This window comes from Polaromonas sp. JS666 (assembly GCF_900103405.1).
GTDB lineage: Bacteria > Pseudomonadota > Gammaproteobacteria > Burkholderiales > Burkholderiaceae_C > Polaromonas.
Window position 1 is genome coordinate 507,661 of the sequence record NZ_FNHX01000002.1, and the last position, 16,626, is coordinate 524,286.

Below are 16,626 nucleotides of genomic sequence, written 5' to 3' on the forward strand. Positions count from 1 at the left end.
TTGAGGTGAAGCGCGGGAGTTTCAGCTCTTTTGGGTGGCGAACAGGTAATTGACGCTGGTGTCAGCGCTGAGCCAGTAATGGCGCGTCAGCGGGTTGTACTCCATGCCGCGGGTCTGCTGCAGGGAGAGCCCTGAGGCCCGGCAATAGCCGGCCAATTCGCTGGGCTTGACCAGTTTGGCGTACTCATGGGTGCCGCGGGGCAGCATGTTCAGCACATATTCCGCGCCCACGATGGCGAACAGAAAGGCCTTGGCGTTGCGATTGATGGTGGAGAAAAACACATACCCGCCGGGTTTGACCAGCGCCGCGCAGGCTTTGACGATGGACGAGGGGTCGGGCACATGCTCCAGCATTTCCATGCAGGTGACGACATCGAAGCTGCCGGGCTGCTCGGCCGCCAGCGCTTCGGCGCTGATTTCGCGGTATTGCACACCTTCCGTCTGGGCTTCCAGTGCATGGAGCTGGGCGACTTTGAGCGCCTTGGTGGCCAGGTCTATGCCCAGGACCTCGGCACCTTTACGGGCCATGGAGTCGGCCAGGATGCCGCCGCCGCAACCCACGTCCAGCACGCGCAAACCTTTGAGCGGAACCTGGCCGTCAATCCAGCCCAGGCGCAAGGGGTTGATCTGGTGCAGGGGGCGGAACTCGCTTTCGGTGTCCCACCAGCGGTGGGCCAGGTCGGAGAATTTGGCCAATTCGGCGGGATCGAAGTTATCGCTAGTAGGCATGAGGCATTATCGTTGAGGCATAAAAAAACCGCGCCTAGGCGCGGTTCTTGAAGCGATCCCGGAGGATTACTTGTTGGCGCGGGTACCAACCACTTCGATTTCGACGCGGCGGTTCTTGGCGCGGCCTTCGGCGGTCTTGTTGTCAGCAACTGGCTGTTTCTCGCCCTTGCCTTCAGTGTAGACACGGTTTTTCTCGATGCCCTTGGACACGAGATATGCCTTGACGGCTTCCGAGCGGCGAACCGACAGCTTCTGGTTGTAAGCGTCGCTACCGACGGAGTCGGTGTGACCCACGGCGATGATGACTTCCAGGTTGATGTCCTTGATCTTGCCGACCAGGTCGTCCAGCTTGGCCTTGCCTTCTGGCTTGATCACGGACTTGTTGAAGTCAAAGAAAGCATCAGCGGCGTAGGTGACCTTCGTTGCGGCGGGAGGAGTAACCACCGGAGCAGCAGGAGTTGCTGCGCGAGGAGCTTGGCCAGCGGCCGGAGCAGCAGGAGCCATCGCAGGGGCAATTGCGCCGTCGCAACCGGGAGCTGCGGTAGCAGGCGTCCAGTTGGCATCGCGCCAGCACAGTTCGTTGGTGCCGTTTTTCCAGACCAGCTCACGATTGCCGTTCATCCAGTTGTCGATAGTTTGTGCACCAGCGGCGGTAACAAGCGCTGCGGAAGCAAACAACATTGCCACTTTGTTGAGTTTCTTCATGGTTCTCCTCTAGAGAAAAGCCGCAGACTTGCTGCGATTAGTAATTTACACGCCGTGAGTGACCATCACTCAAAGCGTTACAACGATTGTGCCACACCTGCCCCAACCTTCAAGCACGCTATCGGCTTCGTCTGACACAGACTTAAGATTCTTGAGCATTTGTTGCTGCCCCGCCACAAGTGGCCGCTATAAACTCAAGCCTTAAAATCGCTGGCTTTCCTCAAGAATCTCGAAATCCCAACCAGGCCGCTCATGACCCAGTTCGCTAAAGAAACCCTGCCCATCAGTCTTGAAGAGGAAATGCGGCGCAGCTATCTCGACTACGCCATGAGCGTGATCGTCGGCCGGGCCCTCCCCGATGCCAGGGACGGCCTCAAGCCGGTGCACAGGCGCGTTCTGTACGCGATGCACGAGCTGAACAACGACTGGAACCGCCCCTACAAGAAGTCGGCCCGTATCGTCGGCGACGTGATCGGTAAATACCACCCGCACGGCGACCAGTCGGTCTACGACACCATTGTTCGCATGGCGCAGGACTTCTCCCTGCGCCACCTGCTGGTCGACGGCCAGGGAAATTTCGGCTCCGTGGATGGTGACAACGCGGCCGCCATGCGGTATACGGAAATCCGCCTGTCGAAAATTGCCCATGAATTGCTGGCCGACCTGGACAAGGAAACCGTCGATTTCGGCCCCAACTACGACGGCAGCGAACAGGAACCCCTGGTCCTGCCGACCCGGCTGCCCAACCTGCTGGTCAACGGATCAGGCGGCATCGCTGTGGGCATGGCGACCAATATCCCGCCCCACAACCTCAACGAAGTGGTCGACGCCTGCCTGCACATGCTGAAGAACCCGGAGGCCTCCATCGACGAATTGATGGAAATCGTGCCGGCGCCCGACTTTCCCACGGGCGGCATTATTTACGGTATCAACGGCGTCAAGGACGGCTACCGCACCGGCCGCGGCAAGGTGGTGATGCGCGCCAAATGCCACTTCGAGGACATCGACAAGGGCCAGCGCCAGTCCATCATCGTCGACGAGCTGCCCTACCAGGTCAACAAGAAGACGCTGCAGGAGCGCATGGCCGAACTGGTGCACGAGAAAAAAATCGAAGGCATCAGCCACATCCAGGACGAGAGCGACAAGTCCGGCATGCGCCTGGTCATCGAGCTCAAGCGCGGCGAAGTGCCCGAAGTGGTGCTCAACAACCTGTACAAGCAGACCCAGCTGCAGGACACCTTCGGCATCAACATGGTGGCGCTGGTCAACGGCCAACCCAAGCTGTGCAACCTGAAGGACCTGATCCAGGTTTTCCTGTCGCACCGCCGCGAAGTGGTGACACGCCGCACCGTGTACACGCTGCGCAAGGCGCGCGAACGCGGCCATGTGCTGGAAGGCCTGGCCGTGGCACTGGCCAACATCGATGACTTCATCGCCATCATCCGCAACGCGCCCACGCCGCCGGTGGCCAAGGCCGAGCTGATGCTGCGCCCCTGGGACAGCAGCCTGGTGCGCGAAATGCTCACCCGCACGCGCGCCGACGGCGGCATCGTCAACGCCGACGACTACCGCCCCGACGGCCTTGAAAAAATGTTCGGCATGGGCAACGACGGCCTGTACCGCCTGTCGGAAACCCAGGCACAGGAAATCCTGCAGATGCGCCTGCAGCGCCTGACCGGCCTGGAGCAGGACAAGATCGTGGCCGAGTACAAGGAAGTCATGGCCGAGATCGACGACTTGCTCGACATCCTGGCCAAGCCCGAGCGCGTCTCCATCATCATCGGCGAGGAACTCTCCGCCATCAAGCTGGAGTTCGGCCAGACCAAGCTGGGCGCGCGGCGCAGCCACATCGAGCACAGCTCCTTCGACCTCAGTACCGAAGACCTGATCACACCGACCGACATGGTGGTGACGCTTTCGCACACCGGCTACATCAAGAGCCAGCCGCTGTCGGAATACCGGGCGCAAAAACGCGGCGGCCGCGGCAAGCAAGCCACCGCCACCAAGGACGACGACTGGGTCGACCAGCTCTTCATCGCCAATACGCACGACTACATCCTGTGCTTCTCCAACCGGGGCCGGCTCTACTGGCTCAAGGTCTGGGAGGTTCCCGCGGGGTCGCGCGGGTCGCGCGGCCGGCCTATCGTCAACATGTTCCCGCTGCAGGAAGGCGAAAAAATCACGGTGGTCCTACCGCTGACGGGCGACAAGCGCAGCTTCCCGGCCGACCAGTACGTCTTCATGGCCACCTCCATGGGCACCGTGAAGAAGACGGCCCTCGACGAATTCAGCAACCCGCGCAAGGCCGGCATCATCGCCGTGGACCTGGACCCGGGCGACTACCTGATAGGCGCGTCCCTGACCGACGGCAAACACGACGTGATGCTGTTCAGCGACGGCGGCAAGGCCGTGCGCTTTGATGAAAACGACGTGCGCCCCATGGGCCGCAACGCGCGCGGCGTGCGCGGCATGACGCTGGAAGACGGCCAGGGCGTGATCGCCATGCTGGTGGCCGAGGACGAGCAGCAAAGCGTGCTGACGGCCACCCAGAACGGCTTCGGCAAGCGCACCTCCATCACCGAATACACGCGCCACGGCCGCGGCACCAAAGGCATGATCGCCATCCAGCAAAGCGAGCGCAACGGCAAGGTCGTGGCGGCGACGCTGGTCCACGTCGACGACGAGATCATGCTCATCACCGACAAGGGCGTGCTGGTACGCACGCGCGTCAGTGAAATCCGCGAGATGGGCAGGGCTACACAGGGTGTTACGCTGATCGGCCTCGATGAAGGCTCACAATTGAGCGGCCTGCAACGCATCGTCGAAAACGATGCCACGCTGGACGACCTCGATACCGAAAACGACACCGGCGCAGACGCCTCCAACACCGAAAGCAATTGATGAAAAAACTGATCACCGCCCTCGCGATCACCAGCCTGGCCTGCAGCGCGGCCGTCCACGCCCAGACCGACCCCAAAACCGAGCTGGCCAAAAAAGTGGTCGCCCTGCAGCAGGGTCCCGAGCTGGACCGCCTGGTGGGCCAGCTGGCCGGCAGCACGGCCCAGGACCTGATCAATAAATGGGGCCCCCAGCTGGAAGCCAACGTACCCAAGGCCAAGCGGCAAAAGGCCTCGGATGACCTCAACGCCGAACTCAAGAAGTACGCCGATGACACCAGCCAACTGATCGCCAAGCAGGTCAGCAAGGTCAGCGCCGAATCGCTGGTTCCCGCCTACGCGGAGCGTTTCACGCTCGAGGAACTCCAGCAGCTCGCCGCCTTCTTCGAGTCCCCCGCCATCAAAAAATACCAGGCCGCCGCGCCTGAGCTCGGCAACGTCTTTGTGCAAAAACTCGTCGAGGCTTCGCGCACCGACGTGGTGGCGCGCATCAAGCAGTTCGACGAGGCGGCGGTGAAGATCGTCGGCACCAGCCCTGCCCCGGGAGCAGCCAAGCCGCCCGCGAAGAAATGACCCGTCCTTTCAATTTTTCCGCCGGCCCCGCGAACCTGCCCGAGGAGGTTTTGCAGCAGGCGGCGGGTGAAATGCTGGACTGGCACGGCAGCGGCATGAGCGTGATGGAGATGAGCCATCGCGGCAAGGAATTCATCTCCATCTATGAAGCCGCCGAGGCCGATTTTCGCGAACTCATGGCCGTTCCGGCCCACTTCAAGATCCTGTTCATGCAGGGCGGCGGGCTGGCCGAGAACGCCATCGTTCCGCTGAACCTGTCGCGGGGGCGTTCCGCCGATTTTGTGGTGACCGGCAGCTGGAGCGACAAGTCGCAAAAAGAAGCGCGCAAGTACTGCGACGTGCAGGTCGCCGCGAGCAACGCCGACAACGGGCACACGCAGCTGCCCGCGCCTTCGGGCTGGAAGCTGCGGCCGGACGCGGCCTATGTGCACCTGTGCACCAACGAAACCATCAACGGCGTGGAATTCCAGAGCCTTCCCGACCTCAAGGCGCTGGGAAGCGACGCATCCCTGGTGATTGATTTTTCGTCCCATGTGGCCTCCCGGTCCGTCGACTGGTCGCGCGTCGGCCTGGCCTTCGGCGGGGCGCAGAAAAACCTCGGTCCCGCCGGCGTGACGCTGGTGGTCATCCGCGAGGACCTGCTCGGCCACGCCATGCCGATATGCCCCAGCGCTTTCGATTACAAGACGGTGGCGGACAACCAGTCGATGTACAACACGCCGCCCACCTACGCCATTTACATCGCGGGCCTGACCTTTCAGTGGCTCAAGCGCCAGCGGGAAGGCGCGGCCGCCGGTGTCGCGGCCATGGAAAAGCGCAACCTAGCCAAGGCGCAGCTGCTTTACGATGCGATTGACAGCTCGCATTTCTACCTGAACAAGGTCGGCAAGGACTGCCGCTCGCGCATGAACGTGCCTTTTTTCCTGCGCGACGAATCGCGCAACGAGGCTTTCCTGGCCGGCGCCAAGGCGGCGGGCCTGCTTCAGCTCAAGGGCCACAAGTCGGTAGGCGGCATGCGCGCCAGCATTTACAACGCCATGCCGCTGGCCGGTGTGCAGGCGCTGGTGGCGTACATGCGAGAATTCGAACAAAAACACGCCTAGGACGAAATACCCCATGCCCGCCACATTCACTGTCCCCAAGGGGCAACCAGTGCAGATGGCGAAGGCGGACGGCCCCTGATATGACTGCCAACCTTGCTGATTTACGCGTCCAGATCGACGCCCTGGACAGGGAACTGCTTTCCCTGCTGAACCGCCGCGCCCAGGTTGCCGAGCAGGTCGGGGAGCTCAAAAAACGCGAGGGCACGCCGTTTTTCCGTCCCGACCGGGTGGCCCAGGTGATAGAGCAGATCCAGCAGGCCAACCAGGGACCGCTCAAGAACGAGCACGTGGCGGCCGTCTGGCGCGAAATCATGTCGGCCTGCCTGGCCCTGGAATCCCCGGTGCGCGTCGCCTACCTGGGCCCCGCCGGCACCTTCAGCGAGCAGGCGGCGCTGCAGTTTTTCGGCGCCAGCATCGAACACGTTCCCTGCGTCAGCATCGACGAAGTCTTTCGCGCGACGGCGGCCGGCAGCGCCAGCTACGGCGTCGTGCCGGTGGAAAACTCCACCGAAGGCGTGGTCTCGCGCTCGCTCGACCTGTTCCTCAACTCCCCCCTGCACATCGTCGGCGAGATCAGCCTGATGGTGCGCCACAACCTGCTGCGGCTTTCGGAGTCGCTCGAAGGCATAGAGGCGGTCTACGCCCACCCCCAGGCGCTGGCCCAATGCCAGGGCTGGCTGACCACGCACCTGCCCCACGCCGACCGCCGCACCGCCTCCAGCAATGCCGAAGGCGCGCGCCTGGCCACCACCAACCCGGCCTGGGCCGGCATCGCCAGCGACCGGGCGGCCACCCAGTTCGGCCTCTACACGGCGGCCCATGCCATCCAGGACGACGCCTTCAACCGCACGCGTTTTGCCGTGGTCTGCCTTCCGCAGACACTGCCCTCCCCGCCCGCTTCCGGCAAGGACTGCGTCAGCCTGGTGGTGTCCGTGCCCAACCGCCCGGGCGCCGTCCACGACATCCTGATGCCGCTCAAGGCCCACGGCGTCTCCATGACCCGCTTCGAATCGCGCCCGGCACGCTCCGGCCAGTGGGAATACTATTTTTATATTGACCTGCAAGGTCACCCCTCCGAAGACCACGTCAAGGCCGCGCTGGCCGATTTACAGCGGCTGTGCGCCTTTTACAAGGTCCTTGGAACCTATCCCATCGGCGATTAATGCAACGACTCACAACTTCCCTGGTGCCACAACATGTTTGAACAATTAGGTCTCATTGGATGCGGCCTGATGGGTGGCTCATTCGCGCTGGCGCTCAAACGTGCCGGCCTGGTCAAGCGCGTCGTCGGCTACAGCAAATCCCCCTCCACCACGGAGCGGGCGCGCCAGATGGGGGTGATCGACGTGGAGGCGCCCTCGGCGCTGCTGGCGGTCTCGGGCGCCGACATCGTTTTGCTGGCCGTGCCGGTTTCCGCGACGGAGGCCACCTTCAAGGCCATACGCCACCTGGTCGGCCCGAACACGCTGATCATGGACGTCGGCTCGACCAAGCGCGACGTGGTGGACGCCGCCCGGCGCGTGCTGCGCGACAACGTGGGCTCTTTCGTGCCCTGCCACCCGATCACCGGCAAGGAAGTCTCCGGGGTCGAGCATGCGGACGTGGACCTCTACGCCGGCAAGCAGGTCATCCTGACGCCCATAGAGCGCACCTTCACGGTACAACTGCAAAAAGCCAACGACGTCTGGACGGCCCTGGGCTGCCATGTCCTCAAGATGTCGCCCCAGGCCCATGACGCCGCCTACGCCGCCGTCAGCCACCTGCCGCACCTGATCGCTTTCGCCCTGATCAACGGTATCACCGGGCAAGACCATGGCAAGGAATACATGTCGCTGGCCGGCCCGGGCTTTCGGGACTTCACGCGCATCGCCGCCAGCGACCCGAAAATGTGGCGCGACATCCTGATCGCGAATCGCGAAGAACTGCTGGCCCAGTCCAAGATTTTCCAGGAGACCCTGAAGTCGCTCGAGGAGCTGATTGCCAGCAGCAGCGGCGACGTCCTTGAAGTGCTGATCGAGCGGGCCAGCGAGACCCGGGCCAACTGGCGCATCTCCTCACAAAAATCGCACAAATAACCCGCAGTCCATGTTCGACACCGAGTTCCTGGACGTTCCGCCCCTGCGCAGCGCGGGAGGCACCGTACGCCTGCCCGGCTCCAAAAGCATTTCCAACCGCGTGCTGCTGCTGGCCGCCCTGAGCCACGGCGAGACCACGGTCCACGACCTGCTCGCTTCCGACGACACCGCCGTGATGCTGGCCGCACTCAGGCAGCTCGGCTGCACGGTCAGGCAGGACGGCAACACCGCCGTCATCAGCGGGCTGGGCGGGCGGCCCGTCCAGACCCCGGCCAAGCTCTTCATGGGCAACGCCGGCACGGCCATGCGGCCGCTGACGGCCGCGCTGGCCCTGCTGGGCGGGGAATTTGAACTGTCCGGCGTGCCGCGCATGCACGAAAGGCCCATAGGCGACCTGGTCGATGCGCTCCGGCAACTGGGCTGCGCCATCGACTACCTCGGCAATGAAGGTTTTCCGCCGCTGGGCCTGCGGCCCGGGCAGCTCAAGCTGGAGCAGCCCATACGGGTGCGCGGCGATGTCTCCAGCCAGTTCCTGACCGCCCTGCTGATGGCCCTGCCGCTGGTCGCCGAGCGGGATATCCGCATCGAAGTGGTCGGCGAGCTGATCTCCCGGCCCTACATTGAAATCACGCTCAAGCTGCTGCAGCGCTTCGGCATAGACGTCAGGCGCGAGGGCTGGGAACGCTTCACCATTCCGGCCGGCAGCCGCTACCAGTCGCCGGGCGCCATCCATGTCGAGGGCGACGCCTCGTCGGCCAGCTATTTCATCGCGCTGGGCGCCATCGCGGCGGCATCCCCAGGGCACTCCGGCATCGAAATCCAGGGTGTGGGCGCCGCCTCCATCCAGGGCGACATCCGCTTCGTCGAGGCCGCCGAAATGATGGGCGCGCGGGTCGACAGCGCACCGAACTCGCTGCGCATTTCGCGCGGCGCCTGGCCGCTCAAGGCCATAGACCTGGACTGCAACCACATTCCCGACGCCGCCATGACGCTGGCCGTGATGGCCCTGTACGCCGACGGCACCACCACGCTGCGCAATATCGCGAGCTGGCGCGTCAAGGAAACCGACCGCATCGCCGCCATGGCCTGCGAGCTGCAAAAATTCGGCGCCGTGGTCGAGGAAGGCGCGGACTACCTCAAGATCACCCCGCCCACCCGCTGGACGACGGGCGCGATCCATACCTACGACGACCACCGCGTGGCCATGTGCTTTTCGCTGGCGGCCTTCAACCCGGCTCAACTGCCGGTGCGCATCCTGGATCCCAAATGCGTCGCCAAGACCTTCCCCGACTACTTCGAAGCCCTGTTTGAGGTGGCCCAGGCCGATACGTCCCGCATTCCGGTCATCTGCATCGACGGCCCGACGGCCTCCGGCAAGGGCACACTGGCGGCCCTGGCGGCCCACCAGCTGGGCTACCACTACCTGGATTCCGGTGCGCTTTACCGCCTGAGCGCCCATGCCGCGGCGCTGGCCGGCGTTTCGCTGGACGACGGGCCCGGCGTGGCCCGCGTGGCGCGCACCATGCCGGTGCACTTTCAGGGCGACCGCATCTTGCTTGGGTCGCAGGACGTGTCCGAGGCCATACGCACCGAGGCCGCCGGCATGGCCGCCTCCCGCGTGTCGGCCCACCCCGAGGTTCGCGCCGCCCTGCTGGAGCTCCAGCACAGCTTTCGCAAGCTGCCGGGACTGGTCGCCGACGGCCGGGACATGGGGACCGTCATCTTCCCGGATGCCCCGCTCAAGGTTTTCCTCACGGCCAGCGCCCTGCACCGCGCCGAACGCCGGCATAAGCAGTTGATTTCAAAGGGAAATTCGGCTACAATCGCCGAGATTCAGCAAGATTTAGAGGCACGTGATGCGCGCGATTCGTCGCGAAAAGCAGCCCCTTTGAAGCCTGCTGATGACGCCCGCCCCCTGGATAACTCCTATCTGTCGATTGAAAAGTCGGTGGAACAGGTGCTTGAATGGTGGCAAGGCACCCGGCCCTTCTGACCCCCGACGCGCAACCTGCGCTTGGGTCAGCAGGTTCATCAACGTAACCCGCGGCCTCACCAGACGTCTGGCCGCAAAAACACCGCCGCAAGCAGCTATAAAAACAATAGCAATCCCGCTATTGGAACCCTGTTGTGTGGACTAGGAAAATCATGTCTGAATCTTTTGCCGACCTATTTAACGAATCGCTGCAACGCTCTGAAATGCGTACCGGTGAAGTCATCACCGCCGAAGTCGTTCGTATCGACCACAACCACGTCGTTGTGAATGCCGGACTCAAATCCGAGGCTTATGTCCCCCTCGAAGAATTCAAGAACGACCAGGGCGAGCTCGAAGTCCAGGTCGGCGATTTCGTCTCTGTGGCCATCGACTCCGTCGAAAACGGCTATGGCGACACCCTGCTGTCCCGCGACAAGGCCAAGCGCCTGGCTTCGTGGATGAGCCTGGAAAAAGCCCTGGAATCCGGCGAATTCGTCACCGGCCAGACCAGCGGCAAGGTCAAGGGCGGCCTCACCGTCCTCGTCAACGGCATCCGCGCCTTCCTGCCCGGCTCGCTCATCGACACCCGCCCCATCAAGGACTTGTCTCCCTACGAGAACAAGACCATGGAATTCAAGGTCATCAAGCTGGACCGCAAGCGCAACAACGTGGTGCTGAGCCGCCGCGCCGTGGTCGAAGCCAGCATGGGCGAAGAACGCGCCAAGCTGATGGAAACCCTGAAAGAAGGCACTGCCGTCAAGGGCGTCGTCAAGAACATCACCGAATACGGTGCCTTCGTTGACCTGGGCGGTATCGACGGCCTGCTGCACATCACCGACATGGCATGGCGCCGCGTGCGTCACCCAAGCGAAGTGGTGACGGCCGGTCAAGAGATCGTTGCCAAGATCCTGAAGTTCGACACCGAAAAGAACCGTGTCTCGCTGGGCCTCAAGCAGATGGGCGACGACCCGTGGATGGGCGTGAACCGCCGCTACCCGCAAGGCACGCGCCTGTTCGGCAAGATCACCAACATCGCCGACTACGGCGCGTTTGTGGAACTCGAACCCGGCATCGAAGGCCTGGTCCACGTGTCCGAAATGGACTGGACCAACAAGAACGTGGCCCCGAGCAAGCTCGTGGCCCTGGGCGACGAAGTCGAAGTCATGGTCCTCGAGATCGACGAAGACAAGCGCCGCATCAGCCTGGGCATGAAGCAGTGCAAGGCCAACCCATGGCAGGAATTCGCGCAGGAAACCAAGCGCGGCGACCGCGTCAAGGGCCCGATCAAGTCGATCACCGACTTCGGCGTGTTCGTGGGCCTGGCTGCCGGCATCGACGGCCTGGTGCACCTGTCCGACCTCTCGTGGAACGAACCCGGCGAAGCCGCTGTTCGCAACTACAAAAAGGGCCAGGAAGTGGAAGCCATCGTGCTGGCTGTCGACGTCGACCGCGAGCGCATCTCCCTGGGTATCAAGCAGCTCGATTCCGATCCTTTCACCACCTTCGTGTCGATCAACGACAAGGGCGCGATCGTGACCGGCAAGGTCAAGACCGTTGACGCCAAGGGCGCTGAAATCGATCTCGGCGAAGACATCATCGGCTACCTGCGCGCCAGCGAAATCAGCCGCGACCGCGTCGAAGACGCCCGCAACGTGCTGAAAGAAGGCGACGAAGTCTCCGCAGTCGTGGTGAACGTGGATCGCAAGACCCGCAACATCCAGCTGTCGGTCAAGGCCAAGGACAACGCCGACCAGCAGGAAGCCATGGCCAACCTGAGCCAGCAGTCTTCCCGCGAAAACGCCGGCACGACCAGCCTGGGCGCCCTGCTGCGCGCCAAGCTGGACAACAACGAAAAGTAAGGCAACCGCGCGGCGGTGCGGTACGCCCCCAGGGGCGGGTCGCATCGCTGTGCAGCTACTTGATCCATGACCCGAAGCGATCTCGTCGAAGAACTGGCGGCCCGATTCAGCCAGCTGACGCACCGCGACGCCGAATATGCCGTCAAGACGATTCTTGACGCCATGAGCGACGCGCTGGTGCGCGGCCATCGCATTGAAATCAGGGGTTTCGGCAGTTTCTCCATCAACCGGCGCCCACCCCGCATGGGGCGCAACCCGCGTTCCGGCGAAAGCGTGGCCATCCCTGAAAAGCGGGTGCCGCATTTCAAGCCCGGGAAAGCATTGCGCGAAGCCGTCGATGCCCGCACCCAGGAATTGCTGGCGGTCACGGAACCCAAGTAAGGTCTTGCTGGTGTCCCTCGGTGGGCTGGCTACAATCGCCAGACCACCCGGGGGATTACCAAGTGAAATACCTCATGTGGCTGCTTAAAGCAGCCATTTTTTTTACGCTCTTCGCTTTTGCACTGAATAACCAGCAAACGGTTGCGGTGTATTTCTTTTTTGGCACCATGTGGCAAGCGCCCCTGGTGCTGGTCGTGCTGGCGACCTTCGCCTGCGGGCTGGCGCTCGGCATTTTTGTCATGATGCCGCGCTGGTGGAAAAAACGCCGCTCGGCCAAATACGCCTCCACCATGGGTCCCCACACCGTCAGCGAAGACCCGTCCACGATGCACCATGGAATTTGACTTCACCTGGGTCCTGCTCGGGTTTCCGATCGCCTTCACGCTCGGCTGGCTGGCCTCACGGCTGGACTTGCGGCAGTTGCGCATCGAAAACCGCCAGGCGCCCAAGGCCTATTTCAAGGGCCTGAACTTCCTGCTCAATGAGCAGCAGGACCAGGCCATAGACGCCTTCATCGAGGCGGTGCAAAGCGACCCGGACACCTCCGAGCTCCACTTCGCGCTGGGCAACCTGTTTCGCCGCCGCGGCGAGTACGAGCGCGCCGTGCGCGTGCACGAGCACCTGATGTCGCGCGGCGACCTCACGCAGCCCGAACGCGACCGCGCCCAGCATGCCCTGGCGCTCGACTTTCTCAAGGCCGGCCTGCTGGACCGCGCCGAGGCCGCCCTGCGTAAACTCGAAGGCACGCCCTTTGAAGAAGAGGCGCGGCTGGCCCTGCTGTCGATTTACGAGCGCTCCCGCGACTGGGCCAATGCCACCGAAATCGCCGCCCGGCTCGGCAGTTCCAGCCACGGAAGCTTCAGCGCCCGCCAGGCGCACTACCTGTGCGAGCAGGCCGGTGCTTGCGTAGCCGCCGGCGACACCAACCGGGCCTTGGGCGCCCTGCAGGAAGCCATCGCCATGGCGCCGGCCCTGGCTCGTCCCCTGATAGACCTGGCGAAGCTGCAAAGCCAGCTGGGCCGCCCGCAGGACGCCTTGCAAACCCTGCTCAAGCTCGAAAAAACCGCCCCGCAAGGCCTGCCGCTGGCCGCCGGCCTGCTGGCCAATATCGCGCAGGCCGGCGGCCAGGAGGCCATGGCGCTGGAGCTGCTCAAGGCCAGCTACGCCAACATGCCGTCCATCGACGTGATCGAGGCCATCGTCAAGCTCGAAAAAGACCCGGCCTCGGCGCGGCAGTGGTATGTGAAACACTTGGAGCGCCAGGCCTCGCTGGTCGCCGCCGGCAAATGGATCGCCGGTGAAAAGCTGCAGGACGAGCAGCACCACACGCTGGTCCAGCGCGCTCTCGACCAGGCCACCAAACCCTTGATGCGCTACCGCTGCGCGGCCTGCGGCTTTGAGGCCACCCAGCACTTCTGGCACTGCCCCGGCTGCCAGGCCTGGGACAGCTACCCGACGCGCCGTATTGAAGAGCTGTAGAAAAAGACACGATAGATGAGCATGCAATTGACGCCTGAAAAGATTTCCAAAGCCCGCGTCCTCGTGGTGGGCGACGCCATGCTGGACCGCTACTGGTATGGCGCGGTGGACCGCATCTCGCCTGAGGCGCCGGTGCCCGTGGTGCGCGTCACGCGCACCGAAGAGCGCATAGGCGCCGCGGCCAACGTGGCCTACAACATCGTCACGCTGGGCGCGCAGGCTTCGCTGCTGAGCGTGGTGGGCGACGACGAAGCCAGCCACCACCTCGAGGCGCTGGTCGCCAAAACCGGCATCACACCCTATTTCGGCCGCGACGCCCAGCTCAAGACCACCGTCAAGCTGCGGGTCATCGGCCGCCAGCAACAACTCATACGCCTGGACTTCGAGAACACCCCCGAAAACGAGGTACTGGCCTCGCAGTCCGCCACCTTTGAAAAGCTGCACACCGAGCACGACGCGGTGCTGTTCTCCGATTACGGCAAGGGCGGCCTCGCGCACATTGTCTTGATGATCGCCCAGGCCCGTGCCGCCGGCAAAGTGGTGCTGGTCGACCCCAAGGGCTCGGACTACGCGCGCTACAAAAACGCTAGCGTCATCACCCCCAACCGCGCCGAGCTCGAGCACGTCATAGGCGCCTGGAGCAGCGAAGCCGACCTGCGCACCAAGGCCCACAACCTGCGGACGGCGCTTAACCTGGAAGCCCTGCTGCTCACGCGCAGCGAAGAAGGCATGACGCTGTTCGATGCCGAGGGCGAACTCAACGTCCCGGCCGTGGCGCGCGAGGTGTTCGACGTCACCGGCGCCGGCGACACCGTGATTGCCACGCTGGCCGCCATGACCGCCACCGGCATGCGCTTGCGCGACGCCGTGCCGATTGCCAACCGCGCGGGCGGCATCGTGGTCGGCAAGTTCGGCACCGCCACCGTCAACTACGGCGAGCTGTTCGCCGCGCAGTGAGCTTGCGCTCACCTCAAGGACCCATCATGAAAATCGTAGTCACCGGCGCCGCCGGCTTCATTGGCAGCAACATCATCAAGGGCCTCAACGCCCGCGGCATAGACGACATCATCGCCGTCGACGACCTGACCCATGGCGACAAATTCCGCAACCTCGCCGACCTGAAGATCGCCGATTACGTCGACGCCGACGACTTCTATGAGCTGTTCGCCGAGGGCGCCTACGGCCGGGTCGAGGCCGTGTTCCACGAAGGGGCCTGCAGCGACACCATGGAGGCCGACGGCAAGTACATGATGGACAACAACTACACGCTGTCCTGTGAACTGTTCCACGCCTGCCAGGACCAGGGCACGCGCCTGCTCTACGCCTCTTCGGCCGCCACCTACGGCGGCTCCGACACCTTCACCGAGTCGCCCGAGTTCGAGCGTCCGCTCAATGTCTACGGTTACTCCAAGCTGCTGTTCGACCAGCGCATGCGGCGCGAGCTCGGCGTCCGCTTTGAAAACGCCGCCACCCAGGTCGCGGGCTTTCGCTACTTCAACGTCTACGGCCCGCGCGAGCAGCACAAGGGCCGCATGGCCAGCGTCGCCTTCCACCAGTTCAACCAGTTCCAGGCCGAGGGCAAGGTCAAGCTCTTTGGCGAGTACGGCGGCTACGGCGCTGGCGGCCAGATGCGCGACTTCATCTTCATCGACGACGTGGTGGCCGTGAACCTCTGGTTCTTCGACAACCCCGGCAAGTCCGGCATCTTCAACCTCGGCACCGGCCGGGCACAGCCTTTCAACGACGTGGCCCTGGCCGTCGTGAACACCCTGCGCAAAGGCCAGAACGCCGCGGCCCTGAGCCTGGAAGAAGCCGTGCGCGGCGGCCTGATCGAATACATCGCCTTTCCGCCCGCGCTGGTCGGCAAATACCAGAGCTACACCCAGGCCGACCCACGCGCGCTGCGCGCGGCCGGCTGCGACCATGTTTTCGCCGATGTGCAGACGGGTGTGGCCGCTTACATGCAGGCCCTGAGCGCCACCGCGGGCTGAGTCCGCGCCGGCCTCTCACTAGGGTTTTCCTGGCCCCAAAGCCAGGGCCGGTAGTCAACGCGGCCCTGGACGGGCCGTTATGAAGAAGACATCCTTCTTCACAAGGATGGATCACGTGCCTTCACTTCAATCCAATCTTTGAGGAGATCCCTTATGTTCAAAAAAATCCTGGCCTTCGTCGCCGCCATGTACATGGCCGTATCGTTCGCCGCCGTTGACGTCAACAAGGCCACCGCGGCCGAGCTCGACGGCATCAAGGGCATAGGCCCCGGCATCTCGGGCAAGATCATCGACGAGCGCAAGAAAGGCAGCTTCAAGGACTGGAACGACTTCATTGAACGCGTCAAGGGCGTGGGCGAAGGCAATGCCGCCAAGTTTTCCGCCGAAGGCCTGACGGTGGGCGGCGCCAGCTTCAAGGGCGTGGCCGCGGCCCCTGCCGCCAAGAAGGACGAAAAACCTGCAGCCGCCGCGAAGAAGGATGACAAGCCCGCCGCCAAGGCCGAAGAGAAAAAAGCCGAAGCCAAACCGGCCGCACCGGTAGCCGCCGCACCGGCCCCCGCAGCAGCCGCAGAGAAGAAGGACCCCAAGGCCGAGGCCAAAGCCAAGGCTGATGAAGCCAAGGCCAAAAAAGAAGCCGACAAGAAGGCCAAGGCTGACGAGAAGAAAAAGAAGGCTGACGAAGCCAAAGCCAAGGCCGACGCTGAAAAAGCCGCCAAGGCCGATGCCAAGAAGGCCAAGGACGCCAAGCCTGCAGCCAAGGATGAAAAGAAAGACGCCAAGGCCGACACCGCCAAGCCAGCCGCCAGCGCTGCCAGCGCTGCCAGCGCCGCCAAGAAATAAGGGCCAGCCCCTTCAGCCGAAA

General features: G+C 63.5%; 15 protein-coding genes. 13 read left to right on the top strand and 2 right to left on the bottom strand.

Annotated features, from left to right (window positions below; all coding sequences use genetic code 11):
• Positions 1–21: 21 nt before the first annotated feature.
• Entirely contained in the window at positions 22–729 is a 708-nt protein-coding gene (ubiG, locus tag BLQ85_RS06800) for a bifunctional 2-polyprenyl-6-hydroxyphenol methylase/3-demethylubiquinol 3-O-methyltransferase UbiG (RefSeq protein WP_074575561.1), read from the bottom strand.
• Between the two features lie 66 nt (positions 730–795).
• Complete coding sequence (gene ompA, locus BLQ85_RS06805) at positions 796–1,434, bottom strand: outer membrane protein OmpA (protein ID WP_074575562.1); 639 nt, start codon at positions 1,432–1,434, stop codon at positions 796–798.
• A 252-nt stretch (positions 1,435–1,686) separates the two neighbouring features.
• Between ompA and gyrA the strand changes: the two genes are divergently transcribed.
• The 13 genes from gyrA (at position 1,687) to BLQ85_RS06870 (ending at position 16,604) form a co-directional block, all read left to right on the top strand.
• Positions 1,687–4,335, top strand: a complete 2,649-nt coding sequence (gyrA, locus tag BLQ85_RS06810) for a DNA gyrase subunit A (protein ID WP_074575563.1) — start codon at positions 1,687–1,689, stop codon at positions 4,333–4,335.
• Entirely contained in the window at positions 4,335–4,904 is a 570-nt protein-coding gene (locus BLQ85_RS06815; RefSeq protein ID WP_074575564.1) for a DUF2059 domain-containing protein, read from the top strand. Before gyrA ends, BLQ85_RS06815 begins: the two co-directional genes overlap by 1 nt.
• Positions 4,901–6,007, top strand: coding sequence for a 3-phosphoserine/phosphohydroxythreonine transaminase (gene serC, locus BLQ85_RS06820; RefSeq protein WP_074575565.1), 1,107 nt, complete (start codon positions 4,901–4,903; stop codon positions 6,005–6,007). Before BLQ85_RS06815 ends, serC begins: the two co-directional genes overlap by 4 nt.
• A gap of 80 nt (positions 6,008–6,087) precedes the next feature.
• Positions 6,088–7,170 (top strand): prephenate dehydratase, encoded by a 1,083-nt coding sequence (gene pheA, locus BLQ85_RS06825; RefSeq protein ID WP_074575566.1) that lies wholly within the window; start codon positions 6,088–6,090, stop codon positions 7,168–7,170.
• A gap of 33 nt (positions 7,171–7,203) precedes the next feature.
• Positions 7,204–8,082, top strand: coding sequence for a prephenate dehydrogenase (locus tag BLQ85_RS06830; protein ID WP_007869485.1), 879 nt, complete (start codon positions 7,204–7,206; stop codon positions 8,080–8,082).
• Positions 8,083–8,092: 10 nt separating this feature from the next.
• A complete protein-coding gene (locus BLQ85_RS06835) occupies positions 8,093–10,075 on the top strand; it encodes a bifunctional 3-phosphoshikimate 1-carboxyvinyltransferase/cytidylate kinase (RefSeq protein WP_074575567.1) in 1,983 nt (660 codons plus the stop codon).
• A gap of 152 nt (positions 10,076–10,227) precedes the next feature.
• Positions 10,228–11,913 carry a 30S ribosomal protein S1 gene (rpsA, locus tag BLQ85_RS06840; RefSeq protein ID WP_007869489.1) on the top strand — a complete coding sequence of 562 codons (1,686 nt, stop codon included), beginning with the start codon at positions 10,228–10,230 and terminating at the stop codon, positions 11,911–11,913.
• A gap of 66 nt (positions 11,914–11,979) precedes the next feature.
• Positions 11,980–12,294, top strand: coding sequence for an integration host factor subunit beta (locus tag BLQ85_RS06845; protein WP_007869491.1), 315 nt, complete (start codon positions 11,980–11,982; stop codon positions 12,292–12,294).
• 62 nt (positions 12,295–12,356) lie between these two features.
• Positions 12,357–12,638, top strand: coding sequence for a LapA family protein (locus BLQ85_RS06850; protein ID WP_036838921.1), 282 nt, complete (start codon positions 12,357–12,359; stop codon positions 12,636–12,638).
• Complete coding sequence (gene lapB / locus BLQ85_RS06855; RefSeq protein WP_074575568.1) at positions 12,628–13,773, top strand: lipopolysaccharide assembly protein LapB; 1,146 nt, start codon at positions 12,628–12,630, stop codon at positions 13,771–13,773. The genes BLQ85_RS06850 and lapB overlap by 11 nt, the downstream gene beginning before the upstream one ends.
• Positions 13,774–13,794: 21 nt before the next feature.
• Entirely contained in the window at positions 13,795–14,730 is a 936-nt protein-coding gene (rfaE1, locus tag BLQ85_RS06860; protein WP_074575856.1) for a D-glycero-beta-D-manno-heptose-7-phosphate kinase, read from the top strand.
• Between the two features lie 26 nt (positions 14,731–14,756).
• Positions 14,757–15,764 (top strand): ADP-glyceromanno-heptose 6-epimerase, encoded by a 1,008-nt coding sequence (gene rfaD, locus BLQ85_RS06865; RefSeq protein WP_074575569.1) that lies wholly within the window; start codon positions 14,757–14,759, stop codon positions 15,762–15,764.
• 153 nt (positions 15,765–15,917) lie between these two features.
• Positions 15,918–16,604 carry a ComEA family DNA-binding protein gene (locus BLQ85_RS06870; RefSeq protein ID WP_074575570.1) on the top strand — a complete coding sequence of 229 codons (687 nt, stop codon included), beginning with the start codon at positions 15,918–15,920 and terminating at the stop codon, positions 16,602–16,604.
• Positions 16,605–16,626 lie beyond the last annotated feature (22 nt).

Coding starts and splice junctions, on each gene's coding strand:
- BLQ85_RS06815 (WP_074575564.1), top strand. CDS start 4,335: ATGAAAAAACTGATCACCGCCCTCGCGATCACCAGCCTGGCCTGCAGC.
- lapB (WP_074575568.1), top strand. CDS start 12,628: ATGGAATTTGACTTCACCTGGGTCCTGCTCGGGTTTCCGATCGCCTTC.
- rfaD (WP_074575569.1), top strand. CDS start 14,757: ATGAAAATCGTAGTCACCGGCGCCGCCGGCTTCATTGGCAGCAACATC.
- BLQ85_RS06870 (WP_074575570.1), top strand. CDS start 15,918: ATGTTCAAAAAAATCCTGGCCTTCGTCGCCGCCATGTACATGGCCGTA.
- BLQ85_RS06830 (WP_007869485.1), top strand. CDS start 7,204: ATGTTTGAACAATTAGGTCTCATTGGATGCGGCCTGATGGGTGGCTCA.
- rpsA (WP_007869489.1), top strand. CDS start 10,228: ATGTCTGAATCTTTTGCCGACCTATTTAACGAATCGCTGCAACGCTCT.
- ompA (WP_074575562.1), bottom strand. CDS start 1,434: ATGAAGAAACTCAACAAAGTGGCAATGTTGTTTGCTTCCGCAGCGCTT.
- ubiG (WP_074575561.1), bottom strand. CDS start 729: ATGCCTACTAGCGATAACTTCGATCCCGCCGAATTGGCCAAATTCTCC.
- BLQ85_RS06845 (WP_007869491.1), top strand. CDS start 11,980: ATGACCCGAAGCGATCTCGTCGAAGAACTGGCGGCCCGATTCAGCCAG.
- pheA (WP_074575566.1), top strand. CDS start 6,088: ATGACTGCCAACCTTGCTGATTTACGCGTCCAGATCGACGCCCTGGAC.
- gyrA (WP_074575563.1), top strand. CDS start 1,687: ATGACCCAGTTCGCTAAAGAAACCCTGCCCATCAGTCTTGAAGAGGAA.
- serC (WP_074575565.1), top strand. CDS start 4,901: ATGACCCGTCCTTTCAATTTTTCCGCCGGCCCCGCGAACCTGCCCGAG.
- rfaE1 (WP_074575856.1), top strand. CDS start 13,795: ATGCAATTGACGCCTGAAAAGATTTCCAAAGCCCGCGTCCTCGTGGTG.
- BLQ85_RS06835 (WP_074575567.1), top strand. CDS start 8,093: ATGTTCGACACCGAGTTCCTGGACGTTCCGCCCCTGCGCAGCGCGGGA.